This is a genomic window from Rhodococcus sp. NPDC080181 (genome assembly GCF_040702225.1).
GTDB lineage: Bacteria > Actinomycetota > Actinomycetes > Mycobacteriales > Mycobacteriaceae > Rhodococcoides > Rhodococcoides fascians.
In genome coordinates this window covers 92,253-116,001 of record NZ_JBFBKN010000001.1, presented here as the reverse complement: position 1 = coordinate 116,001, position 23,749 = coordinate 92,253, and the positions used below count along the sequence as shown (strand labels likewise).

The 23,749-nt window shown below is 65.3% G+C and carries 24 protein-coding genes; 14 read left to right on the top strand and 10 right to left on the bottom strand.

The genetic code is table 11. The annotated features are described in order from the left end of the window. Positions 1–3 precede the first annotated feature (3 nt). Positions 4–543: a hypothetical protein gene (locus AB0O58_RS00575; protein ID WP_283550867.1), complete on the top strand. Its 540-nt coding sequence runs from the start codon at positions 4–6 to the stop codon at positions 541–543. A 6-nt stretch (positions 544–549) separates the two neighbouring features. Here the strand turns inward: AB0O58_RS00575 and AB0O58_RS00570 are convergent, their stop codons facing one another. Continuing rightward, positions 550–1,509 carry an SDR family NAD(P)-dependent oxidoreductase gene (locus AB0O58_RS00570; RefSeq protein WP_283550866.1) on the bottom strand — a complete coding sequence of 320 codons (960 nt, stop codon included), beginning with the start codon at positions 1,507–1,509 and terminating at the stop codon, positions 550–552. Between the two features lie 71 nt (positions 1,510–1,580). On the opposite strand from AB0O58_RS00570, the gene AB0O58_RS00565 reads away from it, so the two are divergent. The 3 genes from AB0O58_RS00565 (at position 1,581) to AB0O58_RS00555 (ending at position 4,937) form a co-directional block, all read left to right on the top strand. After that, on the top strand, positions 1,581–3,494 hold the full coding sequence (locus AB0O58_RS00565; RefSeq protein WP_063216020.1) for an alpha-amylase family protein: 1,914 nt from the start codon (positions 1,581–1,583) through the stop codon (positions 3,492–3,494). Between the two features lie 75 nt (positions 3,495–3,569). Further along, positions 3,570–4,523: an alpha/beta hydrolase family protein gene (locus AB0O58_RS00560; RefSeq protein ID WP_032369664.1), complete on the top strand. Its 954-nt coding sequence runs from the start codon at positions 3,570–3,572 to the stop codon at positions 4,521–4,523. 54 nt (positions 4,524–4,577) lie between these two features. Beyond that, positions 4,578–4,937: a VOC family protein gene (locus AB0O58_RS00555; RefSeq protein WP_032369663.1), complete on the top strand. Its 360-nt coding sequence runs from the start codon at positions 4,578–4,580 to the stop codon at positions 4,935–4,937. A gap of 6 nt (positions 4,938–4,943) precedes the next feature. Here AB0O58_RS00555 and AB0O58_RS00550 read toward each other — a convergent pair whose 3' ends face one another. Continuing rightward, positions 4,944–5,816, bottom strand: a complete 873-nt coding sequence (locus AB0O58_RS00550) for a PE-PPE domain-containing protein (protein WP_230074539.1) — start codon at positions 5,814–5,816, stop codon at positions 4,944–4,946. 73 nt (positions 5,817–5,889) lie between these two features. Then, a complete protein-coding gene (locus AB0O58_RS00545; protein WP_283550865.1) occupies positions 5,890–7,269 on the bottom strand; it encodes a WS/DGAT domain-containing protein in 1,380 nt (459 codons plus the stop codon). A 193-nt stretch (positions 7,270–7,462) separates the two neighbouring features. Here AB0O58_RS00545 and AB0O58_RS00540 point away from each other — a divergent pair, with 193 nt between their 5' ends. Next, a complete protein-coding gene (locus AB0O58_RS00540; protein ID WP_283550864.1) occupies positions 7,463–8,836 on the top strand; it encodes a sialidase family protein in 1,374 nt (457 codons plus the stop codon). A 62-nt stretch (positions 8,837–8,898) separates the two neighbouring features. On the opposite strand, the gene AB0O58_RS00535 is transcribed toward AB0O58_RS00540, so the two are convergent. Further along, a complete protein-coding gene (locus AB0O58_RS00535; protein ID WP_032390341.1) occupies positions 8,899–9,720 on the bottom strand; it encodes a hypothetical protein in 822 nt (273 codons plus the stop codon). 123 nt (positions 9,721–9,843) lie between these two features. Then, complete coding sequence (locus tag AB0O58_RS00530; protein ID WP_032390340.1) at positions 9,844–10,422, bottom strand: TerD family protein; 579 nt, start codon at positions 10,420–10,422, stop codon at positions 9,844–9,846. A 226-nt stretch (positions 10,423–10,648) separates the two neighbouring features. On the opposite strand from AB0O58_RS00530, the gene AB0O58_RS00525 reads away from it, so the two are divergent. After that, positions 10,649–11,398 (top strand): DUF1906 domain-containing protein, encoded by a 750-nt coding sequence (locus AB0O58_RS00525; protein ID WP_032365350.1) that lies wholly within the window; start codon positions 10,649–10,651, stop codon positions 11,396–11,398. A 105-nt stretch (positions 11,399–11,503) separates the two neighbouring features. Here the strand turns inward: AB0O58_RS00525 and AB0O58_RS00520 are convergent, their stop codons facing one another. Next, positions 11,504–12,364: a hypothetical protein gene (locus tag AB0O58_RS00520; RefSeq protein WP_048317156.1), complete on the bottom strand. Its 861-nt coding sequence runs from the start codon at positions 12,362–12,364 to the stop codon at positions 11,504–11,506. A gap of 301 nt (positions 12,365–12,665) precedes the next feature. Between AB0O58_RS00520 and AB0O58_RS00515 the strand changes: the two genes are divergently transcribed. Further along, positions 12,666–13,886 carry a mannosyltransferase gene (locus AB0O58_RS00515; RefSeq protein ID WP_283550863.1) on the top strand — a complete coding sequence of 407 codons (1,221 nt, stop codon included), beginning with the start codon at positions 12,666–12,668 and terminating at the stop codon, positions 13,884–13,886. Here the strand turns inward: AB0O58_RS00515 and AB0O58_RS00510 are convergent. Continuing rightward, a complete protein-coding gene (locus tag AB0O58_RS00510; RefSeq protein ID WP_283550862.1) occupies positions 13,828–14,112 on the bottom strand; it encodes a 4a-hydroxytetrahydrobiopterin dehydratase in 285 nt (94 codons plus the stop codon). The genes AB0O58_RS00515 and AB0O58_RS00510 overlap by 59 nt on opposite strands. Before the next feature lie 14 nt (positions 14,113–14,126). Between AB0O58_RS00510 and AB0O58_RS00505 the strand changes: the two genes are divergently transcribed. The 7 genes from AB0O58_RS00505 (at position 14,127) to AB0O58_RS00475 (ending at position 21,097) form a co-directional block, all read left to right on the top strand. Then, positions 14,127–14,552: a (deoxy)nucleoside triphosphate pyrophosphohydrolase gene (locus AB0O58_RS00505; protein WP_032381364.1), complete on the top strand. Its 426-nt coding sequence runs from the start codon at positions 14,127–14,129 to the stop codon at positions 14,550–14,552. Positions 14,553–14,869: 317 nt separating this feature from the next. Then, a complete protein-coding gene (gene typA, locus AB0O58_RS00500; RefSeq protein ID WP_032365354.1) occupies positions 14,870–16,807 on the top strand; it encodes a translational GTPase TypA in 1,938 nt (645 codons plus the stop codon). Positions 16,808–16,910: 103 nt separating this feature from the next. Beyond that, on the top strand, positions 16,911–18,692 hold the full coding sequence (locus tag AB0O58_RS00495; protein ID WP_287453887.1) for an ABC transporter family substrate-binding protein: 1,782 nt from the start codon (positions 16,911–16,913) through the stop codon (positions 18,690–18,692). Beyond that, the gene (locus AB0O58_RS00490; RefSeq protein ID WP_287453865.1) at positions 18,689–19,372 is read left to right on the top strand and encodes a haloacid dehalogenase type II; all 684 of its coding nucleotides are present in this window, start codon (positions 18,689–18,691) and stop codon (positions 19,370–19,372) included. The genes AB0O58_RS00495 and AB0O58_RS00490 overlap by 4 nt, the downstream gene beginning before the upstream one ends. Before the next feature lie 106 nt (positions 19,373–19,478). Then, positions 19,479–20,372, top strand: coding sequence for an N-acetyl-1-D-myo-inositol-2-amino-2-deoxy-alpha-D-glucopyranoside deacetylase (mshB, locus tag AB0O58_RS00485; RefSeq protein WP_287453889.1), 894 nt, complete (start codon positions 19,479–19,481; stop codon positions 20,370–20,372). 27 nt (positions 20,373–20,399) lie between these two features. After that, positions 20,400–20,558 carry a hypothetical protein gene (locus AB0O58_RS00480; RefSeq protein WP_008714214.1) on the top strand — a complete coding sequence of 53 codons (159 nt, stop codon included), beginning with the start codon at positions 20,400–20,402 and terminating at the stop codon, positions 20,556–20,558. A gap of 86 nt (positions 20,559–20,644) precedes the next feature. Further along, on the top strand, positions 20,645–21,097 hold the full coding sequence (locus AB0O58_RS00475; protein ID WP_287453866.1) for a hypothetical protein: 453 nt from the start codon (positions 20,645–20,647) through the stop codon (positions 21,095–21,097). Here the strand turns inward: AB0O58_RS00475 and AB0O58_RS00470 are convergent. From AB0O58_RS00470 to AB0O58_RS00460, 3 genes are read right to left on the bottom strand one after another with little or no spacing between them, the layout of a single operon-like run. Then, positions 21,024–21,725 carry a uracil-DNA glycosylase gene (locus tag AB0O58_RS00470; RefSeq protein ID WP_057472835.1) on the bottom strand — a complete coding sequence of 234 codons (702 nt, stop codon included), beginning with the start codon at positions 21,723–21,725 and terminating at the stop codon, positions 21,024–21,026. The two genes, AB0O58_RS00475 and AB0O58_RS00470, sit on opposite strands and share 74 nt — an antisense overlap. 26 nt (positions 21,726–21,751) lie before the next feature. Beyond that, a complete protein-coding gene (locus AB0O58_RS00465) occupies positions 21,752–23,269 on the bottom strand; it encodes a PH domain-containing protein (protein ID WP_287453869.1) in 1,518 nt (505 codons plus the stop codon). Next, positions 23,266–23,745: a PH domain-containing protein gene (locus AB0O58_RS00460; RefSeq protein ID WP_045840735.1), complete on the bottom strand. Its 480-nt coding sequence runs from the start codon at positions 23,743–23,745 to the stop codon at positions 23,266–23,268. Before AB0O58_RS00460 ends, AB0O58_RS00465 begins: the two co-directional genes overlap by 4 nt. Positions 23,746–23,749 lie beyond the last annotated feature (4 nt).

Sequence of the window (23,749 nt, the reverse complement as noted above, 5' to 3'; positions counted from 1 at the left end):
CGGATGGCAGTCGACTTTTCGTGGTCTCAGTTTCTGTGGATAGTCTTCGTTTTCGTAGGCGTGCCGTCGACCTTCTGGGCGCTCCTTCTGTGGGCTCTGTTCTCGAGACTGCGAGAGGGGCCGGGGAAGGGATCTATGGGGCTGTGGGCCACTGGATGGATTGCTGGCGCATCGGGTTTCGCCGCGTGTGCAGGGTGGCTGAGCTGGTCTGCCGACTATCGGGGCGAGTTCCGTGGACCGGGTCTTCCGGCCCCGAACGCGTTCCCGTCCTGGCAAGTGGCCGCGTGCGGGACGACGGTGGTGTTGCTGTGCCTGCTGGCCGCGCATCTGTCGCGATGGGCGAATACCGGCGGACACGTCGCTGCGCTGGGCACGACCGCTGGGTTCTCGACGGCGTTCTGCGTCGACGCGAGCACCGACGTCACCGGGCAATCGGGTGTGGGCGTCATTCTGTGCATGCTGGGCTGGGGTACCGGCTTGACACTGCTGATGCTCGTTCGGAACGTGGTCGGTGGGCGAAAGCGGCCGGCAGTCGAGCCGTAACTGACGTCAGATCTCGATTCCCGTTGCCTCGACCACATTCGCCCACAATGCATCTCGCATCCGCGCGGAATCTCCGCGCCAGGAGGGATAGTGCGTCGGCCGCGGCGCTCGGTCGTGCCAGAATGTGCCGGTGCTGGTCAACGCGGGATCGGCGGCCACGAGCCAGACGATCGTGTCGGCGCCGTCGTCGGCGCTGCGCAGAATGGGCTTCATCACCGAATCGAACAGTGGCATAGAGCCGGTGACGCCCGGCGTGGACGCCCAGCCCGGGTGCATGCTGTGCACCACCGGATCGTCCTCGAGCGAAAAGCGCTCGGCCAGTTGCTCGGCCACCACCACCTGCATTCGTTTCGTTCGGGCGTAAGCAGTCATCCCTGAATAGCGACCGTTCTCGAACTCGAAGTCCGAGTTCTGCAGCGGAACCGCATACATGCCGCCGCTCGATACGAACACCACCCGCGATCCGGCGTCGAACAATTCTCTCAGTCCCACCGTCAGCGCGACCGGTCCGAGAACGTGCGTGGCGAAAGCGGATTCGTGACCCTGCGCGGAGAGTCGTCGTGAATCGGGCATCACCCCGGCGCAGTGCACGAGTGCATGCACCGATGTCAGTTCGGACGCCAACGCCGCGATCAGGGCCGCCACCGAATCGAGATCGCTGATATCGCACTCACGCACCACGAGAGAGGCGTCGGGCACTTCGGTTCGGATCGCAGCAGCGGCGGCGTCGAGTCGCTCGGCCGATCGTCCGACCAGATGCACCCGCGCTCCGAGGCGGGCGAGCTGCTTCGCGGTAGCTGCTCCCAACCCCGAGGATGCGCCGGTCACCACCATGTCGATGGGGGAGGCGAACGGTAACGGATCGGCGGCCCAGAATCGCCGACGCACCGTGGCACCGATTCGGGAGTAACCGGGAACGACGGCTCTGTCGAGAATCGTGTCCACCGTGCGGCTCAGCAATGACATGCTGCGCCAGTACCCCAGGGAGTCGGGATGTATGCGCGTCGGCAGCGACTGCTCGATGCCATGATGAGTCCATGGCGCACACCACGGTCTCAGACGTCACCCGCGACATCCTCGCCGAACTGCCCGCCCATCGACGCGAGACGTTCGAGCTCCGCCTCGAACAGTGGTTTCCCGATCTGCACGACGCCGTCACGGCTGTCTACCCCGACCCTGATGCAGTGGCTGCCACGCTCGTGGAGATCGCCGCCCGTGCGTACGCGGAACGGTCCGAGGATCTGCACAGACTCGATCAGCGTCGACTGCTCGAACCCGATTGGTTTCAGCAGCCGGACATGTTCGGCTACGCCTGCTATGTGGACCGTTACGGCGAGACGCTGCGCGGAGTCGGTGAACGACTGGATCATCTGACCGATCTGGGTGTCACCTACCTGCATCTGATGCCGTTGCTTCGACCGCGGCCGGGCGACAACGACGGCGGCTACGCAGTGATGGACTATCGCGCGGTGCGAGAAGATCTGGGCACCAACGAGGATCTGCGTACTCTCGCCGAGACTTTGCGCGGACGTGGTATCAGCATGGTGGTCGACCTGGTCCTCAATCACGTTGCTCGCGAACATGAATGGGCTGTCGAGGCGCGAGCCGCCAATCCCGTGTACCGCGACTATTTCTTGATCTACCCCGATCGGACGACCCCGAATTCCTACGAGCGCACCCTCCCCGAGGTATTTCCGGACTTCGCGCCGGGCAGCTTCACGTTCGACGACGAACTCGGCGAGTGGGTGTGGACCACGTTCAACGAGTGGCAGTGGGATCTGAACTGGGCCAATCCGGCTGTGCTGGAGGAGTTCGCGAGCATCGTGCTGCACCTGGCCAATCTCGGGGTGGAAGTGCTCCGCCTCGATGCGATCGCATTTCTGTGGAAGCGGCTCGGCACCAACTGCCAGAACCAGCCCGAAGTGCATGCGATCACCCAGGCTCTCCGAGCGACCGCTCGCCTTGCCGCTCCGGCAACGCTCTTCAAGGCCGAAGCAATCGTCGGCCCACGCGATCTGTTGCCGTATCTGGGGCAGGGCAGACACACCGGGCGAGTATCGGACATCGCTTACCACAACTCGCTGATGGTGCAGGTCTGGTCGATGTTGGCCACGGGCAGTACGGCTTTGGCGCGTCATGCCCTGGCGTCGTTACCGCCCACGCCACCGAGTGGCACCTGGGTGACCTACGTGCGATGCCACGACGACATCGGCTGGGCCATCGACGACGGTGACGCGGCGTCGCTCGGACTGTCGGGTGCAGGCCATCGGCATTTTCTGGCCGACTGGTACTCCGGCGAGTTCGATGGTTCCTGGGCCGAAGGGCTTGTGTTTCAGTACAATCCGGACACCGGGGATCGCCGAATCAGTGGAACCGCAGCCGCGCTCACCGGTCTGGGCCCGGCCCGCCTGGATCCCGACGGCGCGTTCGGGCGAATCTTTCTGTCGCACGCCATCATTGCCGGATGGGGCGGCATTCCCGTCGTGTGGAGCGGTGACGAGCTCGGCTCCCCGGGAGACCCGAACTGGGCAGACGAACCAGCTCATGCCGAGGACAACAGATGGGTGCATCGACCCCGCGTCACCGACGCCGACCGCGCCGGCCGATTTCAGCAGGGGAGCGACGCCCAACGAGTGTTCGACGGCATCGCTCGCATCGCGAAGGTGCGCTCCGGTCTACCGATGTTGCACGCCGAGGCGCCGGTCGACGTCCAGACCGAATCCGACGACGGCCTGCTCGTGGTGCGCAGACGTCATCCCAGCGGCACCCTGGTGGGGCTCTACAACGTCACTTCTGAGCACCGCCCGTTCCCCCATGCGCAGTTGATCGAGCTCGGCATCCCGGCCCCCACCGAGGTGCTCTCGCAGCACGACCTGGCGGTCGACGACAACGGATCGGTATGGCTGCCGCCGTACGCGGCCTGGTGGATCGTCGACAGCCCGTCGCGCTAGAGGACGCATTACCGTGACCGAGCTGTTACCCTCCCCGGGACGGTGGGGCTGGATACGAACAAGGGGACAATCTCGATGCGCGGTCGGTTACGAAGTACGGTGCTCGCTCTGGTAGCGGTCATGGTCGCCACGATGGCAACGGTGCTGATGGGGACCGGTGTGGCGAAAGCCGACTCCGAGCTGGTCTACGTCTACTCGCCGTCGATGGACAAGAACATCCCGATCAAGGTGCTCCGAGCTGCCGGTGGCGGCCCTGCACCCACGCTGTATCTGCTCGACGGGCTGCGTGCGCCCGAGGACAACAGCGGTTGGCTCATCGAAACCGACGTCGAGAGCTTCTTCGCCGACAAGCACGTCAACGTGGTCATTCCGTTCGGCGGCGGCGGAACCTTCTACTCGGACTGGCAGCGCGACGACCCCAAGCTCGGACGGGTGAAGTGGGAAACATTCCTCACCCAGGAATTGCCGCCCTTCATGGCCGATCGTTTCGGTAGCGACAACGTCAACAACGCCGTGGCCGGCCTGTCGATGAGCGGCACCTCGGCACTGAACCTGGCGGCTCACCGGCCGGACTTCTACAAGGCGGTGGCGTCGTTCAGTGGCTACCCGACGGCCAGCAGCCCCGGATTCGCTCAGGGCATCTCGGTCGCCGTCGGCGAGATGGGCGGCAACGCGCGCAACATGTGGGGCACCTGGCCGTCGGCAGACTGGATCCGCAACGATCCGTCGCTCAATGTCGGCGCGTTGCGCAACACGGCAGTCTTCGTCTCTTCGGGTAGCGGCTCACCGGCGACGGACCCGGTGTTCAACCCGGCCAGCAGCCGCTTCGACCCCGTCAAGTTCGCGCAGATGGTGCCGCTCGAAACCGCCGCAGGCATGAGCAGTCGGGCATTCGTTCCGTTGTTGCAGGCCGCAGGCGGTCGACCCAACGTCAAGATCACCGGCACCGGCGTGCACTGGTGGAACCACTGGCAGCAGCATCTGCACGAGGCGTGGTTCGAGACCATTGCCCCGGCAGTCGGCGGTTGATCGGCAGCGAGTAATCGATAGTCCAACCCGGGTGATTCTCGCTACGATTCCGACATGAATGCACCCGTCATCGCCGTGGACTACACGGTTCTCGACTGTCCCGATCCGGCAACGCTCGCCCGGTTCTACAGCACGATCCTCGGCTGGGAACCGGTGCGCGACGACGGAGATTGGGTGGTCGTCCACGGTCCGGGCGAACTGCGGTTGGCCTTCCAGAAGGCCCCCGACTTCACCCCGGTGGACTGGCCGAACGACGGCATCAAGATTCACCTCGATTTCGTCGTCGACGAGATGGAACGGGCCCGCGACTTCGTCGTCGGTGCCGGAGCGACATTGATCGACGACGCGCACGAGTCGTTCTGGGTGTACCGAGACCCGGTCGGCCACATCTTCTGTCTCTGCAAGCGAGACTGATCTGCGTTACGCGACCTGCGCGGCCGGTACAGCTCGGCCGAGCCGCTCATCCTCTTGCTCACCGAGCCAGCGGGCGAGAACCTGGCATCCGGTGAGGCCGTCTGCGTACGGCTCCGACGCGTAGGCGATGTGCCGACCGCCACCCGAGTTGGTCCACACCCATCGTCTCCAGCCGAGCGACGTGGGTAGGTACCCGGACACCTCGGTGGCCGCGGTGCGGAGGCGTCGAACATCCTTCGCCCACTGGGCCGGTCGTAGGCGAGTGCGAGTCGCGTTCTGAAAGCTGTTGCTGCGCACGAGTAGCCAGAGCTCGCGCAACCAGGTCTTGGGCGTGCGGAACGACATCCAGCGCGTCAGGTCGGCGATGTCGCGAACGAGGCTGTCGTCGCTGGCGTTGCAGATCATGTCCGACGCGAGAGCTATCCAGTGGGTCGGAATCGACTCCGGCAGAGCCGGCCCGGTTCCAGCGACCCCGCGGCCGGTGCAGCCGGGCACCGCCCCGGCCGGCTGCTGGGGATCCGAGACCAGACCGGCCGCGACGATGCGGCTGCCGTCGACGATTCCGTCGTGAACGAGGCCCAGTACTTCGCGAACGACCGTGGCTCCCTGCGAATATCCGATCAGAGCGAGAGGCCCAGTGGTGTTCTCGATCGCGCGGCGCAGGCGACGAACTCCGAGTTCGGTGCTGTGCCGGTAGCTCAGTCCCCCGAACGCAACGGGCCCGTACGACGCCGGGTAGCCCACCCAGCGGCCGACGAAACGATCGTCGAGTGCGCCGACGACACACGACAGGAGACCGGTGACGCGGGTCCGATGGTCGGCCGGACGCGATTCGCCGGTGCCGCCGACCGCGAGTACGGTTACCTGCTCCTGGTTCATGGTTACCGAGTGTGGCCGACGAACCTGAGCCGAACGCCCGACAAATGCTGAGAACTGTCTGGCATTGACGCGTTCAGCTCAGCGCGGCACGTACGTCGTCGAGGCCATCGCGCAGAAGTGTCTCGTAGCGATCCGGATCCGGTACGGCCGCTCGGTTGGACGTCACGCTGATCGCGACGGTGTCGCCGATACCGTGCACGCCGTGCGTGAGGCTCATGGCAGGGGAGAGGGCAGGGAACCCTGCCGTGAATCGAACGGGCCCGCCGCCGAGCGTGAGGTCCGCTGCACCGCGCGAAACACTGGAGACAACAGTGTTGCCCGTGACGGTCGGCGGCACCGCAGTCGGATCGAACTGTGCGACTCCCCACGCCGCCAGGAATGCCGGGACGTGGCGTTCTGTCTCGTTCTGAGATGCGCGGGCTGTCAGCGACACCGGGTGACCTGCTCGCGCTCTGCGCTCGGCCAGGTCTGCGGCCACGAGTCGGCTGCGAGTCCGCAGGTCCGGTTCGGCGGGAAACAAGCCGACGCCGACGTTGCCGAAGTTGTTGCGTGCGCCCACTGCAGCCGTCCGTGCGACGGTGACCTCGGCTGCGAGATCGGCCGAAGCATCGTCCGAATCGCCGAGGAACCGATGGAGTGCAACGGAAATGGCCGTCAGGGCAGTGACGGTGATCGAGGTGTCGGCGAATTGGAGAGCCGACTTGGGCAGCACGATCGTTCGCAGATCCGTCCGGTCCGTAGGCGCAACGTCGAGAGTCGTCAACGCGCGAGAACGTGCAGGAGGAGGGACCGAACCGGACGCGGTGTGTTCCTCCAATCGCAGTGCGTCGCATCGCGCCCGAATGCCGGCGCGAGCCATGCGCACTACTCGCACAGGTAGAGTCAGGGCGGCGACGGCGGCGGTCAGGGGTGCGGGTGGCGCAGTCGGTGTAACGGGCCGAGAGGGCACGGGTTGTGTACCGAACAACTCGCGAGCAGTTCGGGCGGCCAGTGTTCCGTCCGCGGCTGCGTGCGACAGTTGCAGAACAGCAACAAGACTCGGTCCGTCACACGCAGGAGCACCCGATACGTTCGGATACAGGTGCAGATGCCAGACCGTGTGTCGCGGGTCGACCTGACGCTCGAACGACGACGCGACGGCGTCGAGACACTCCTGCCACGTCCGGGGTTCGGGGTGAACGCTGATCGTGTCCGTGGCGGGGTCCATCGCAGTCCAGTGTGGACGCTCGAGACCGAACGGTACCTCTGTGATTCGCAGACTCAGCACCTCGACGGCTGCACTGCGAATGCGCAGCCGTCGCACCGTGGACTCCAGTGGTTCGCGCGCTCCCTCGAAGCAATACAGCAGAAACTGGTCACTGGGGACCTTCGACGCCATCCAGTACGCCTGCGCATCGACCGGGTGGAGACGCGCAGAGCCCGACAACAGAGGTTCGGCGAACGCACAGGGCACACCAGAAGCTTAAGGCGTGCATCGGCGATCGACGGTCTCGAAACAGACCGGTTTCGTTCTGTGAGCTGTCACGACGTTCGGCCCAGGACTTCTGCATCGGCCTCGGCGTTTTCGGCGTGAATCGACGCTAGCCTGATCCAATGCACCACCGCGCCCCGATATCACGACGCCCGCGCCGCCGCGGGCGGGTGTCGTGACACCGCGGGTCGCGTCGGGATATCGAGCAGGGCTTCGCTTTTCGACCAACGCGGCAGCATCGGCCGACTACGCCACCGACATCTCCTACACCGAATACGGGTCGTCTGCCTGCACCCTCGGAACAGCCGCGGACAACACCGTATTTCTCGCCCCGGCATATACCGTCGACGGCGTCGGAGTTCTGCAGTCCTCCGATTTCGGACAATCCTGGCGAGCATCGGTGCCGGACGGCACGGTGAACACCGGCCGTCGAGCGCACATGTACTTCGACGATGCCGACGACCGGCTGTTTCTCACCGCCGGTCGCGTCGACTCGACTCCGACGCGCATGTTTCGATCGGGCTTCGACCTCGGAATCAGCGACGACCGAGGCCGAACGTGGCGCTTCCGGAGGGTGGCATCCAAGGCCAGGACAGGTGCCAAGATATTCGCCGGACCTCGGGTGTCCGCACCGGACGCGTCGTCTCCGTCATCTGCTCGCGTGACGTACCTGTCCGCTCCCACGCCGTTCGCCCTCCGCGTGCGACCTTTGATCAACGCCACTCGCCAGGTGATCTGGCGTTCGTACGACGGCGGGACCAAATGGGAGGTAGCCGGCGGGTTCGACATCGACCCGAAAAACATTCCGGGACTTCCCGGTACGGACTACGTCGCATTCGGCACCGGTGTCGTCGGCCCGGACGGCACGGTCTACATCGGCGGCCGATACGGCCGTCGTTTCGCGGTGGCGGTCAGCCGCGACGAGGGTTTGACCTGGGATGTCCGCATAGTCCCCGGATCGGCGCTCGCCAAATATCACAACCCGTTGCACCTTCTGCTGCTCGCTTCCCGATACCTACTACCGGAGTCGGTCGCCGTCGACTGCGACGGCACCCTGTACGCCCTGTGGCCGGACCGGGACGGATTGCTGCACGCTTCGTGGTCTTCCGACGGCGCGAACAGCTGGTCGAGACCCGTCGTGGTGTCCGCTCCGGGAGTGCGAGGTGCGAGGTTCGGTGCGATCACCGCCACCGGATCGGGGCGCGTCGGAATTTCGTACTACGGGCGTGAGGCCGGCCGCGCATTCCACGGCTTCATTGCGCAGAGTCGCGACTTCCGCACTGCAGGACCGGTTTTCGTCGGTGGAAAGTACAACGAACCCGATGCTCCGCTGTTTCCGTACGGGTTCCGTCGAGGTTTCCCCGGCTCCGTTTTCGGGCGATCTCTCGACGAGATGGTGCGGGTCCGGTTCGCGCCCAACGGAGATCTCGTGACCGGAGCGGTCATGCAGATGCGCGGGCGGAACCGCTTGCGTCCCTGGGCCGCACGCGCACGGCGCACCGAAATACAGGCGGTTCTGGGTCGGCTCGGCCGCATCGATCGCTCCTGATGCAGCGAAAAGCCGTGCAGCGCAGAGCTACACGGCTTTTCGATCGTTCGATTGGACCTGAGTCAGGCGACGTTCACCAGGCCGACCGTCGGGAAGAAGAAGCAACTCTTGTCCGAGCCGTCGATTGCCTTGTGGTTCACGGTGCCGAACACCGCGGCCAGAACGGTTCCCGATCCGGTTTGCACGGGGACAGCGCGTGCACCGGCAGCGGGCAACGCATTGAGTGCATTGACCACGAGGGGCCGGGCCATGTCCTTCAACTCCGCCGGAATTCCGGAGTTGTCGAGGATCGACTGGGCCATGGTGGTGACCAGGCCGCCGAAGTCGGCGAAGCCGCCCTGCAGGGTGTTGACGTTGAACCACGCCACCTGCATGCCGGACTTGTCGGCCGAATCGTTGACGATGCCGGCCGGAACGAACGCGAACATCGTCTCGCCCTTGTCGACGGCATTGAGATCGGGAATCTGCAAGGACGGCACACCTGGGATTGTGGGGATGGCGGGTGCCTTCAGTTGCGGCCACGGTCCGCCGGCACCACCGGCGACGCCCGGCACGATTCCGAGCGGCGCGCCCGGTGTGGCGGCGCAGTTGATCGCAGCGGTCGGGTAGAAGAACGGCGTGATGCCGAAGTCGGTGAGAGCCTTGTTGGCCGCGTCGAGGGCAGCGAAGGGGTCTGCGGAGGTGTTCTCGGCGACCGGGGTGCGCGAGTCGGCGATGGCAGTCGCTGCGGCGAGCGAGGCACCGTCCTGCCCCTGCAATGCGGCGATCGCCCGGGCGAGCGGATCAGCGGGAGCCGGATCCGCTGCCGCAGTGGCGGGAACGGCGAGCAATGCCGCGCAGGAGAGCGCGAGCGCGCCCGCCAGACGGCTGAGGCGACGAGACATGTGTGACTCCTGTGACTTATGTGGCTGATGTTGCGTGTGCGCTGATATCACCACACATCATCTTGGCGTCACAAGCTCAGCTGTAGACCGTTGTGCAATCGAGACGGACACGCGCACCCTGCGTCAGCCGACGTCGATGCCGAAATCGCGCACGATGCCCTCCAGGCCGGACGCGTAGCCCTGACCGATTGCGCGAAACTTCCATTCGGCACCGCGGCGGTACAACTCGCCGAAGACCATCGCAGTCTCGGTCGACGCGTCCTCGCTCAGATCGAAGCGCGCGAGTTCGCGGCCGTCGGACTTGTCGACCACGCGAATGAAGGCGTTGACGACCTGACCGAAGTTCTGTCCCAACGCGTCCGCGTTGTGAATCGATACCGGAAATGCAATGGAATCCACCTCGGGTGTCAGCGCTGCAAGGTCCACGTCGATGCTCTCGTCGTCTCCTTCGCCCTCGCCGGTGCGGTTGTCTCCGGTGTGCTCGATCGCGCCGTCGGGGGAGCGCAGGTTGTTGTAGAAGACGAAGTAGTTGTCACTGAGCGCCTTCTTGTCGGTACCGAGGCCGATCGCGCTCGCGTCGAGGTCGAAGTCCCCGCCGGTGGTGGAGCGAACGTCCCAGCCCAGTCCGACGGTGACCGCGGTCAAGTTCGGTGCTTCCTTCGTCAGGGAGACATTTCCGCCCTTGGCGAGTGTTACGCCCATGTCCAACCACTCCTTCACGCTGTCGTTCGTGCTTCGTCCTCCCCACCCTATTCATGACTGCGGGCGCGGTGCTCGAGTTGCATGTGTGAACGACGAGCCACGCGGGTGGGGTGTGAGCAGTGGGGCTGGCGGTGCACATGTGTTTGTGATGGGATACGACAAAACATCGGAAAATAGCAGTGACGGCGCGTTTCGTTACGTAGGCGCGCCGTGGCAATCGAACGGCATGGGAGATTTTGTGCAGGTTTCGCGACGTGAACTGTTCAAGTACGCCGCGGCCGGCTCCGCAGCCGCCGTTGGCCTGGCCGCGTTGGGTTCGGCCACCGCTCACGCAGACGCGGGGCTGGGAACGCTCGTCGACTACGCGGGAGGGGTGCCATCGGCGTCGGCCATCAAGAGCGCGGGCCATCTCGGAGCTGTCCGCTACGTGTCGGATCGGCGTCCCGACGCGACCTGGATGGTCGGCAAGCCGATGACCGCGTCGGAGGCGCAGTCCCTCACCGAGGCCGGCTTGGAGGTGGTCTCCAACTACCAGTTCGGTAAGGGTGCCACCGCGGATTGGCGAGGCGGGTACGTTGCGGGCGTCAAGCATGCGAAACGTGGACTCGAGCTCCATCTGGCGGCCGGTGGCCCGTCCGATCGGCCGATCTACGCATCGATCGACGACAACCCGACGGCCGTCGAGTTCGCCACCCTCATCGCGCCGTACATCCTGGGCTGGCAGTCGGTGATCGGAGCGGAGAACACCGGTATCTACGCAAATTCTCCGACCATCGAATTGGCGTCCGTCGCAGGACTGGGCCAGTGGTATTGGCAGCACAATTGGGGGACCCCGAAGGGGTTCGTACATCCCGAAGCGCACATTCACCAGATTCGTATCGACAAGGACACGGTGGGTGGAGTGAAAGTGGATATCAACAATGTCTTGAAGTCCGATTACGGCCAGTGGTCGAAATCCGGTGCCGACATCGTCTGAATACCATCCGTGTAATTCGGTGGTCTTTTCTCCGGCCGATAAGCACGAAAGCAATTCGCCCCCGGCTTCGAGGAAGCCGGGGGCGAATTGCTGTGGTCTCGTGAGCTACGGAACGTAGACCGTGCCGATCGTCGGCAGGAAGTTGCAGCTGCGCGGCGGCGCTGCGGCGTCTTCCTTGGACTGAGTGGTGATCGATCCGGACACCACGGACAGCACGCGACCGGGGCCGGTGTCGGCGATGGCCGACAACGTCGCCGGGCCGTCGGCGTTGATCTTGGCTGCGCCGGTCAGGTCCTGGGTTCCCGATCGGCGGTTGTCGATGTTGAGCCACGTCACGGTGAGCGGAGCGGACTGCTGCGCGGCGAGAGGCGCGGTACCGAGGGCGGTGAAGACGAAACCGGCCTGGCCTGCAGCCGGTCCGGGGGGCGGCAACGTGGCCGGTCCGGGAACGGCCAAGGCGGTTCCGACGGAATCTGCGGTGTCGGAGATGCAGCCCTTGCCCAGGGTCGGGTACAGGAACTGTGCGATGACGGGGCCGTCGGCGGGCAGCTCGGGCCCACCGCCGCCGGATCCGTCCAGGAAGGTGATGACCGATTCCAGCAGCGACTTGACCTGGTCCGGAAGCTGCGCGGTTTCGAGAAGGGCGCGAGCCTGGCCGAGGAGATCTGCTGCGGGAGCGGCACCCACATCGGCCGGTCCTGCAGCTGCACCGACGATGGCAGGCGCGAAGGACGCGAGTGCCTCGATGTCGGAGAGGTTGGGTAGGGGTTCACCGGGAGCGGGCAGGAACTGGGCGATCAGCGCTGCGGGATCTGCCGGAGCAGCCGGCAGGTCTGCCGGAGCCATGGGCACCAGAGGCTGAGCGGATGCGCTGGTCGGCACAACGAGTGCGGCGGCTGCGGCCACAGCCAGAGCTGTGACGACGCGACGCGTTCCGCGAGTACGAAGCACGGTGATATTCCCCATTCTGATCATGACGCAGGTCCACGGCGACAGCCGGTGCCCGAGGGGTCACTCTATGTAGAGCGATCCCGGATGTACAGCCGTAGTAGGTCCAGTCCTCCCCGGCTGAACTCTATCGAGGATTCTATGGGCCACGCGCTGCGAATTCTCCGCAGAATCGAACAATAGCGTGTTGCACGAGTGACCAGTGTGAAAGGTGATGTAAATGTTACGAGGGGATCGGCACGGTTAGGGTGGGTATCGATCGCCCTATAAGCTCGGCTGTCGATAAACGGCATCGATACCGAACGGAACCACACGCACCGTGAACCGACTTGTTCGGCTGGCCCCCGTTCTGCTGGCAGTTTCGGTGATCAGCCGATTCGTGTGGGCGTTCGTCACCCCCAACGGTATGAACCTCGTCGACCTGCACGTCTACGTCGAAGGCTCCGCTGCGCTGCTCGGCGACAACCTGTACGACTACACGTACTCGGTGCAGACCCCGGACTTCCCACTGCCGTTCACGTATCCACCGTTCGCTGCCCTGGTGTTCTTCCCGCTGCACTATCTGCCGTTCACGGTGGTCGGCATCGTCTGGCAGGCCGCGACGATGATCGCGCTGTTCGCAGTGGTCCGGCTCGCCCTGTCGATGGTTCTCGGCGACGACCGGGCCGCCGACTGCCGCTGGGTGAGAATCGCCATGCTGTGGACCGCGCTGGGGCTGTGGTCCGAGCCCGTGCGCACCACCCTCGATTACGGCCAGGTCAACGTGTTCCTGGTGCTGCTCGCGCTACTCGCGGTACGCAGCTCGCGCTGGTGGGTGGCGGGCGGACTCGTGGGCTTCGCCGCGGGCATCAAGCTGACCCCGGCCATCACGGGCCTGTACTTCCTCGCCACTCGGCGGTGGAAGGCCGCGGCGTTCTCGGCGGTGGCATTCGCACTCAGTGTCGCGGTCAGTTATGCGGTGCTGGGGCGTCAGGCGGCCACGTACTTCACCACGTTGCTCGGCGATGCCGACCGCATCGGACCCGTCGGCTCGGTCTGGAATCAGTCTCTGCGTGGAGCTCTGAGCCGGATCGTGGGCGAGGACGTCGGCCAGGGACCGCTGTGGATCGCCGCCGCAGTGATCGCCGTGGTCCTCGCAGTGCTGGCATGGCGAGCGCTCGATCGCCGCGACTACCTGGGAACCCTGATCATCGTCCAAATCCTGGGCCTGTTGGTGTCGCCTATCTCGTGGTCGCATCACTGGATCTGGGTGATTCCGATGGTGATCTGGCTGCTGCACGGGCCGTTGCGCGATATCGCCGGAGCCAAGATCGTTGCCGGCTACTGGCTGGTGACGGTCACGGTGGGGGTGCCCTGGTTGCTGAGCTTCTTCCAGGAATCGATCTGGACCATTCCCCGTCCTGGGCTCGAGGCCTGGGCCGGTGCCGTCGACGTGATCGGATCGGCCCTGTTCCTCGGCTGGGTCGTCTACGCAGGACTTGTCAGGAAGGCGCGGTCAGTGCATCGATCCGACGCGCCAGATCCACGTCCTTCTGCGTGAGACCGCCGGCGCTGTGTGTGGACAGCGTGAACGTGAGCGTCCGCCATCGGATGTCGATGTCGGGGTGATGGTCCGCCGCCTCCGCGGCGTCGGCCACGCGGTTCACCACCTCGATCGCGGCGGAAAACGACGTCAGCTCGACGGTGCGAGTCAGAGATTTCTCCGCCACCGTCCAGTGGGTGAGCTGTGCGTCCTCGATATCGCGGTCGGTCAGCAATTCGGTCATAGAAAGATGGTGGCATGTCCGGTACCCCTACGGCTGTGGTTGTCGCGGCCGCGTTGATCGACGACGGTCGTCTGCTGCTCGCGCAACGAACTCGTCCGCCGGAGTTGGCCGGTCGGTGGGAGCTGCCCGGCGGCAAGGTCGAGCCGGGGGAGTCGGAGGACGCCGCACTGGCGCGCGAACTGCGCGAGGAACTGGGGGTCGAGTGTTCGATCGGTGCCGCGCTCAGCGGAGACGTCGAGCTTTCCGGTGGCATGGTGTTGCGGGCCTACCGAGCCTCGATTGTCTCGGGAACCCCTGCGCCGCTAGAGCATTCGGCTCTACGGTGGGTCGATGCCGCGACGCTGCCGACGGTGGATCTGGTCGATGCGGACCGACTCTGGCTGCCGGACCTACAGGAAATTCTGCTCACTTCGCCCGAGCGGTCTTCAGACCTTTCTTGAGGTCTTTCTTGGTCGCGCCCGCGGATTCCAACTTCTTCATTCGCATGATCACGACGGGGCATTTGATGCAACGAACTTTCTTGCGGCAGCATTTTTTCTTGGGCTTCATCCCCGAGACATCTGCGGCCTTTATCTTGCCCATGGGCACCAAGACTAATGGGTGGCGCAGGTCACAGACCTGAGGGTGGCGCGGGGCACTGCCGGACTACGGGTAAACTCGATCAGTCGCGAGAACCTCGCGGTGCAGCGCGCTTCTCTAGCGACATAAGCCCGCTAGCGAACAAGAGCCCGCATTCGACTCCAGGAGAATTTTTCGCGTGAGCGCCCCAAGCAGTGCAGACAACATCGACAGCACCACTACTTTTCGCAACGTCGCCATCGTTGCACACGTCGACCATGGCAAGACCACCCTGGTCGACGCCATGCTTCGGCAGTCCGGCGCGTTCGAGGAACGTGCCGAAGCGATCGACCGCGTCATGGACTCGGGTGACCTCGAAAAAGAAAAAGGCATCACGATCCTGGCCAAGAACACGGCCGTTCACAAGCGCAATGCCGACGGCACCATCACCGTCATCAACGTGATCGACACCCCCGGCCACGCCGACTTCGGCGGAGAGGTCGAGCGCGGCCTGTCCATGGTCGACGGCGTCGTGCTCCTCGTCGACGCTTCCGAGGGCCCGCTGCCGCAGACCCGTTTCGTGCTGCGCAAGGCGCTCGCCGCGTCGTTGCCGGTGATCCTGGTCGTCAACAAGACCGACCGTCCCGACGCGCGTATCGAAGAGGTCGTCTCGGAGAGCCACGATCTGCTGCTCGACCTCGCGTCCGATCTCGACGACGAAGCGTCCGAGGCAGCCGAGCTCGCCCTCGACCTCCCCGTTCTCTACGCCTCCGGCCGTGAGGGCAAGGCCTCGAAGGTCCAGCCCCAGAACGGACACGCTCCCGACGCCGAGAACCTCGACGAGCTGTTCGAGGTTCTGCTCAGCTACGTCCCCGCGCCCAAGGGCAACGTCGACGCGCCGCTGCAGGCACACGTCACCAACCTCGACGCGTCGGCCTTCCTCGGCCGCCTCGCCCTGGTTCGTATCCACAACGGCCAGCTCTCCAAGGGCCAGACCGTCAGCTGGATGCGTGAGGTCGACGGCGAGCCCGTCGTTCAGAAGGCCAAGATCACCGAGCTGCTCAACACCATCGGCGTCGAGCGCGTTCCCGGCGAGAAGGGTGTCGCAGGAGACATCGTCGCCGTCGCGGGCTTCCCGGACATCATGATCGGCGACACCCTCGCCGATCTGGAGAACCCGGTCGCTCTGCCTCGCATCACCGTCGACCAGCCGGCCATCTCGGTCACCATCGGCACCAACACGAGCCCGCTCGTCGGACGCGTCAGCGGCCACAAGCTCACCTCGCGCATGGTCAAGAGCCGCCTCGACCAGGAGCTCATCGGTAACGTCTCGCTCAAGGTCCTCGACATCGGTCGCCCCGATGCCTGGGAGGTCCAGGGTCGTGGAGAGCTGGCGCTCGCCATCCTCGTCGAGCAGATGCGTCGTGAAGGCTTCGAGCTCACCGTCGGCAAGCCCCAGGTGGTCACCCAGCAGGTCGACGGCAAGCTGCACGAGCCCTTCGAAGAGCTGATGGTCGACACACCGGAGGAATACCTCGGTGCAGTGACGCAGCTGCTCGCCGCACGCAAGGGCAAGATGGTCCAGATGACGAACCACGGCGCAGGCTGGGTTCGCATGGAATTCATCGTTCCCTCGCGTGGCCTGATCGGTTTCCGCACCGAGTTCCTCACGGACACTCGCGGCACCGGCATCGCCAACGCTGTCTTCCACGGTTACGCGCCGTGGGCCGGCGAGATCCGCGCCCGCCACACCGGCTCGCTCGTCTCGGACCGTCACGGCACCGTGACCCCGTTCGCGATGATCCAGCTGGCCGATCGCGGCACGTTCTTCGTCGAGCCGGGCGCAGACACGTACGAGGGCATGGTCGTGGGTATCAACCCGCGTCAGGAAGACCTCGACATCAACGTCACCCGCGAGAAGAAGCTGACCAACATGCGTCAGTCCTCCGCCGACGTCATGGAGACCCTGGCCAAGCCGAAGAAGCTGGACCTGGAAATGGCCATGGAGTTCTGTGCAGGCGACGAGTGCGTCGAGGTGACCCCCGAGGTCGTCCGCGTCCGCAAGGTGCACCTCGATTCCAACGAGCGCGCCCGTGAGCGTTCGCGCAGCAAGACGCGCGACAAGGCTGCTCTGTAAGACAGATCCTGTACGGCAGAAGCGACGTGTCACCATCGTGGGACGTCGCTTCTGCCGTACCTGTAGCCGATCACGAAGGAGATCCTCGTTGCGTAACGTACTGATGCCGGTGGTTCTGGCCTCCGCCACTGCCCTGGTACTCACCGCATGCACCGCGGATCCACCGCCACCGATCGAGAGCGTCGAAACTCCGGTCACCACGACGACCGTGCCGTCGAAGACCGGCGACCCCGTAGTCGTGGCGATCGACGACGTGGGCATCGGGTTCAACCCACACCTGCTGGCCGACCAGTCGCCCGCCACCGCCGCGGTCAGTTCGCTCGTGCTGCCCAGCCCGTTCCGCCCCACCCTGAACCCCGACACCGGCGTGACCACGTGGGAGCCGGACCTGTCGCTGTTGATCTCCGCCGAAGTGACCTCTCAGTCTCCGTTCACCATCCGGTACCAGCTACGCAACGAGGCCCAGTGGTCCGACAGCGCACCGATTGCGGCCGAGGACTTCCGGTACCTCTGGCAGCAGATGATCACGCAGCCGGGCGTCGTCGATCCGGCCGGCTACGCACTGATCAGCGATGTTGCCTCTTCGGGCGGCGGCAAGACCGTCGACGTCACCCTCGAGTCGCCGTATCCGGCGTGGCAGCGATTGTTCGCCGACCTCGTGCCCTCGCACCTGCTCAAGGATTCGCCCGGCGGCTTCGAGGGTGGCCTCACCGACAACGTGCCGGTCTCCGGTTCGCGGTTCAACATCAAGACCGTCGACCAGGGCCGGGACGAGATTCTGCTGGAACGCAACGATCGCTTCTGGGACCAACCCGCCTCGCCCGACCAGATCCTCATTCGGCGCGGAGGCACCCCCGCACAGTTGGCCGATTCGTTGCGGTCGAGTGATGCGCAGATCGCACAGGTTCGGGGTGGGTCTGCGACGCGCGCGCAACTCTCGGCAATTCCCGGGGTCCGCACCGACACGATCCATCAATCGCGAGTGTTGTCGATGACCGTGAACGGCCGGGCACCGAATATGTCGGAGTCGCTTGTGCGGCAGGGGATCATGGGTCTGCTGGACCCGAACCTGCTGGCCACGGTCGGGGCCGGAGGAGGGGCGACGGATCGCCGAGCAGCAGCGCAGTTGTCGTCGCCATCGGACCCCGGTTACACCGCGACCGCACCCGCCCCGATCGGCAGAACCGCGGCCCTCGACCTGCTTCGCCGCGCCGGCTTCGTTCCGACACCCGATGCGATCGTGACCTCGACGCCGAGCGCGGGCGCATCCACGACCTCTGCTGCGCCGCCGACCACCAGCGCGCCGACCACGAGCGCGCCGGCTCCCGGAGTACCCCGACTCGCAGACGCCGGCGGTACCGCGCTGCGATTCGTCATCGGTGCCGTCGAGAACGACGACATCGCACTGGCCGTGGCCGGGACCGCCGCGGACGAGCTCGTCAGTGCGGGTATCGACGCGACCGTCACTCCGCTGCCCGCGGACGAGTTGTACTCGACGGCGCTGACCGAAGGCGGCGTCGACGCCGTGGTCGGGTGGACCAGTGCGGGCGTGGACCCGGCAACGGCCCTGGCCTCGCGCTTCGGCTGTGTTGTCGAGCCGGCTCCGGGGAGCAGCGGCAGCGTGGACGCCCCGCGCAATCTGTCCGGTCTGTGTGTTCCGGAATTACAGCCGACGATCGACCGCGCCCTGATAACCGGCGTCGATGCGACGATCGTTGCCGAGGAGATCGAGCCCAAGCTGTGGTCTCTGGCGTCGACGCTGCCGATCATGCAGGACCAGTCCGTGGTGGCTGCGGTGCCGGGTATCACCGGCGTCTCGTTGACCGGGCCGGTCGAGGTCGGCATCTTCGCCGATGCCGCGAAGTGGATCCGGACGGTCCGGTGAACACCGTGCGCTTGCCTCGGGTGATCATCTTCGACGTGAACGAGACCCTGTCCGACATGGCTCCCATGGCGGCGCGATTCGCCGACGTCGGAGCGCCCGAGCACCTGTTCCCGACGTGGTTCGCAGGAGTGCTGCGGGACGGGTTCGCGCTCGCGGTCGCAGGTACCGCTCGGCCGTTCGCCGAGGTCGGTTCCGGTGTGCTCGAGGCGTTGCTGTCCGATGCCGCGATCGATCGCCGGTTGGACGATGCAGTGGACCACATCATGGCCGGTTTCGCCGAGCTCGAGGTCCATCCCGATGTGGTAGCCGGAGTGAATGCTCTTGCAGCGCTTGGTATTCGGATGATCACCCTCAGTAACGGGTCCGCGTCGCTCGCGCAGTCTCTGCTCGAACGAGCTGGCGTGCGGAGTGCTTTCGAGTTGCTGCTCTCGGTCGAGGACGCCGGACGTTGGAAGCCGCACGCCGATGCCTACCGCTACGCGTTGGAGCAGTGCGGTGTCGAACCCGGCGACGCGATGCTGGTGGCCGTGCACCCCTGGGATATCGACGGTGCGCACCGGGCAGGCCTGTCGACGGCGTGGCTCGATCGCGAGAACCGTCCTTATCCCGACCATTTCGTGCCTGCCGATGTGACAGCGCAGTCGTTGCCGGATGTGGCGCGAATGCTCGGCGAGCGATGAACGGCTGCCCGACCCAGAAACCGAGACAAACGATGACACAGCGAGTAGCGAGCGACGAGGCATGACGGAACAGGTTGTGACAGAGCAGGTTGTGACAGAACAAGCGATGACGCAGCCGCAGCGGTTGCTGCTGGTCCATGCGCACCCGGACGACGAGAGCATCACCACCGGCGGGACCATCGCCCATTACGTGCGCGCGGGCGTCGACGTCACCGTGCTGACGTGCTCGCTCGGTGAAGAGGGTGAGGTGATCGGCGATACGTGGGCCGATCTCGTGGTCGACCGAGCCGATCAGCTCGGTGGCTACCGAATTCTGGAACTGCATCGCGCACTCGCGGCGTTGGGCTGCAACCCTCCCCGCTTTCTCGGTGGTGCCGGCCGCTGGCGAGATTCTGGAATGGCCGGAACCCCGGCTGCTCTCAAACCGCGCGCATTCGTCAACGCAGACCGGCAGGAGGCGCTCGGGGCGCTCGTGTCGGTGATCCGCGAACTCAGGCCTCAGGTCGTCGTCGGTTACGACCCCGAGGGTGGCTACGGACACCCCGATCATCAGCAGGTCCACTCCCTGGTGACCGAGGCGGTCGAGGTCTGTGGAACGGACGCCCATTCCGCGGCCGGAGCTCCGTGGGAGGTGGCGAAGTTCTACTGGACCGTCACCGGCCGCGATCAACTGGACGCGGGACTCCGGGCGATCGCCGATATCCCCGAGGGGTGGCGCATGCCCCTCGACGGCGAGTTGCCGAGTGTGGCCGAGGACATGATCACTACCAGCATCGACGTTCGCGGTGTGCTCGACGCGAAGACCGACGCGTTGCGTGCGCACGCCACGCAGGTGACGGTTGCGCCCTCGGGTGCCGAGTACGCACTCTCCAACGACATCGTTCAGCCGATCCTGCCCGACGAGCAGTACGTACTCGTGCGGGGCGTGCTCGGCTCCGACGGGGCGGGCAGGGAGAACGACTTGTTCGCGGGCGTACTAGGCTGTGTTCCGAATCACTGATCTCATGACAACAGGGGCGGAACACACATGTACAACTGGGTAGTGCAGGACGCAATCGTCGCGTTCGTCGATTCTCTCAAGCCGCAGTTCGGCGCACAGGCAGATCTGTACCAGTACGTTCTGGGTCAGATCGCCATGGGTGCGAGCAACTTGCTGACCTCGCTGGGCTATCCGCCGGTTTCCTGAGTGCCGGTGCCCGGTTTTTCGAATGCGATGCCCGGTTTTCGAATGCGGTGCACTGAAACGACCCGGGCCAAGGCAGTATTGGGCGCATGATCTCGAAGGCCGCATCCAATACTGTCGCCCTGGTGTCGTGGGCGACGGTCGCAGTACTGGTGTTCGACGGCTTCCTGTCCGGAATCCTGTCGGTCTTCTTTCTCCCGACCTACGTGGGGTCGGTGCAGTTTCCCATCAGCGCGGTGCTCGGGGGCATCGCGAACGTCGCTCTGGTTCTGGCCGCGCGTAAGGTCGCCGAACGGCCGATCTGGGTGGCGTCGCCGCTGATCGGATGGTTCGTCGCAGTAGTGCTGTGCTTGTTCGGCGGCCCCGGCAACGATGTTCTGCTGCTGGCCGACTGGCGCACGATGCTGCTCATCGTGGCCGGTGCCGGGCCTGCCGGTGTGCTGCTGTTCATGTTCAGAATGAAAGCCATCACAGCAAGCGTGCGTGCCGACCCGCATTCCGGAGCACGTCCTCGATCATCGTCGGGGTCAGCAGTCCGGTGAACGTGTTTCGCTGACTGACATGGTAGCTGGCGAACACGGTGATCGTGCCCAGATCGAGCTGCACGCCGTGACCGAATTTCGGTGCAGGCCTGGGTATTTCCCACCCGTTCGCGGCGAGAATCGGTAGCAGCGACTGCCAACCGAACGCCCCGAGCACGAGAATCGACTTCAGTCGCGGACGCAGCAAGCGCAATTCGTCGTCGAGCCAGGGGCGGCACCGATCGCGCTCGGCGGGAGTCGGCTTGTTCTGCGGCGGAGCGCAGTGCACGGGGGCAGCGATACGAACTCCGTTGAGCGTAAGCCCGTCGCCGATGTGCGTCGCGGTCGGTTGGCTGGCGAGCCCGACGGCATGCATGGCTCGGTACAGCACGTCTCCGCTGCGGTCCCCGGTGAACATCCGTCCGGTGCGATTGCCGCCGTGGGCGGCCGGGGCGAGCCCGACGATCAACATCGACGCATCGGCCGGGCCGAAGCTGGGAACGGCTCGCCCCCAATACGTTTCGTTGGCAAACGCGGCGCGCTTCTCGGCAGCGACCTGTTCGCGCCACTGCACCAGCCGTGGACAGGCGCGACACTGGGACACCGCCAGGTCGAGCTGCGCAATGGTCTGCGGGCGCTCCTTCTTCATCGGCTCCTTCTTTATCGGCTACGTCTTCACGTGCTGGGGCGAAGCCAGATGTCTCCGGCACCCGGTGTGACGGCGTCGATCATTGCCCACGCGTTCTCGATGGGTATGTCGACCACCTCGTAGCGTCCGACGCCCGCCGGTGTCGCTGCCACGACGGTGGCCACGCCGGCGCGACGTTGGAAGAACGTCTGGCGCACCGTCCAACCGATGATGCCGCCGGCTTCGAGGCTGTGCCGGGTGCGGTCGAGCGATCCGTGCTGGGTGATCAGCCAGCCGGGCAGGACGGCGTGCCCGAGGCCGCGGTAACGGTCGTGAGCGACTCCGACGGCAGCCACGAACAGCACGGCCACGACGATCCACGCGAGGATCGGGATCGGTGCGCCGAGAGACTGCGCAATTCCAAGTCCGGCCGCGACGACGAGCAGCGGTAGAACGGCCCGGGTGTAGCGGCGTCGCCGCGCGGCAGGCCCGTGCTGCAGAAGCGGGCGGTCGGCATTGCCGTGCATGCCTGCGTCGCCGAGCACCGTGGTCATCATGCGCAGCGCCTCGGCCCGCGGAGCTTGGGGGAGCAGCAGCGACGATTCCTTCTTCTCGGCGCTCACTCCGGTCATGATGGCGTCGAGTCGAGCCCCGCCGACCGACCTCAGTAGTAGTGGTAGCGACAGGGAAGTGCCGCGCAGTCTCTTGCGGTCGAGGGTCGACTGACGGGTGCGGAGCAGCCCGTGGCTGACGTGCAGGGTGCGACCCTGGTCGGTGACGGTCAGGTTGCCGTAGGTGATCAGGTATCGAACGCAGGCGAAGATGCTGGACACCACGAGGAGCACAATCAGTGCGAGGACGACGAACAGGGCGATGCCGAACCGTTGCGCCGATTCGACGCTGTTCGAGATCACCGACGTCTCCGCCAACGTTTGTCCGATGCCGTACTGGAACAGCACGCCCACTGCCGCGGCGATGGTGACGATGCCGGTGATGGAGAATGGCGCGAACCGCACCCACGAGAATTGCCAATGTGCAATCTCGACGCCGGGGTCGTTTGCGGCAACGGGCATTCCGTCGCTCGGCGTTGTTCGGCCCGACACCCGCTGCAGCAGTTCACCGCGAAGCTCCGGCACCAGTGACGTGTCGAGGGCGTTGAGCTCGAAAGCCTCGCCTTTGCCCGCCTGCTGGCCGGTCCCGATGCGGAGAATGGACAGGCCGAGCACTCGGTGCAGTACGTTCGCTTCCACGTCGACCGACCGAATCCTGTTGCGCGGGATGGACAGTACTTTCTTCTGCAACACCCCGGTGCGCAGTTGTACGTGCACCGGCCCGATCCGGTAGCTGGTGGTGAACCAGCGCGCAATCGCGAACACGACGACGACCGCGAGGATGCCCAGACTCCAGTAGTGATTACCGCTCTGACTGCCGACGAAGAACGAGATCAGCAGTACCGGCAGGATCTTGATGCCCTCGTTCACCGGATGCACCAACAACATTCGCTTGTCCAGGCGCAACCACGGCTGCTCCTCTTCGACTGCCAGCAACTCCGCCTGATCGGTCATGTGGCATCTCCGACGGTGCGGCCGGCGATATCGGTCAGTCGCGTGACGGTCTCGTCCGCAACGGCCTGATCGAGTGCGGTGATCTTCACCGCGCCCGCCGACGATGCCGTCGTCACGGTGACCGTCGCCAACCCGAGCAGGCGATCGAGTGGTCCGCGCTCGGTGTCGACGGTCTGCACCCGCGAGATGGGGGCGATGCGTCGTTCTTGGCTGAGCCAACCGGTGCGGGTGTACACGGCGGTGTCGCTGATCTCCCAGCGGTGCACGCGGTAGCGCCACTGCGGCACGATCGCGAGGTGCAGTGCGGTCAGCACGACCGATGCGACGAGGACGGTGACGTGCAGCCACGACGTCCGGTTCGAGTCGACGAAAAACCAGACGATCTGAGCGATGAACACCGGTAGCCACAGCAGTCCGGCGCTCAGTGTCCAGAGCAGACGCGCACGGGGAGAAGGCTGCCACTGTGGGTCTGTCATCGTT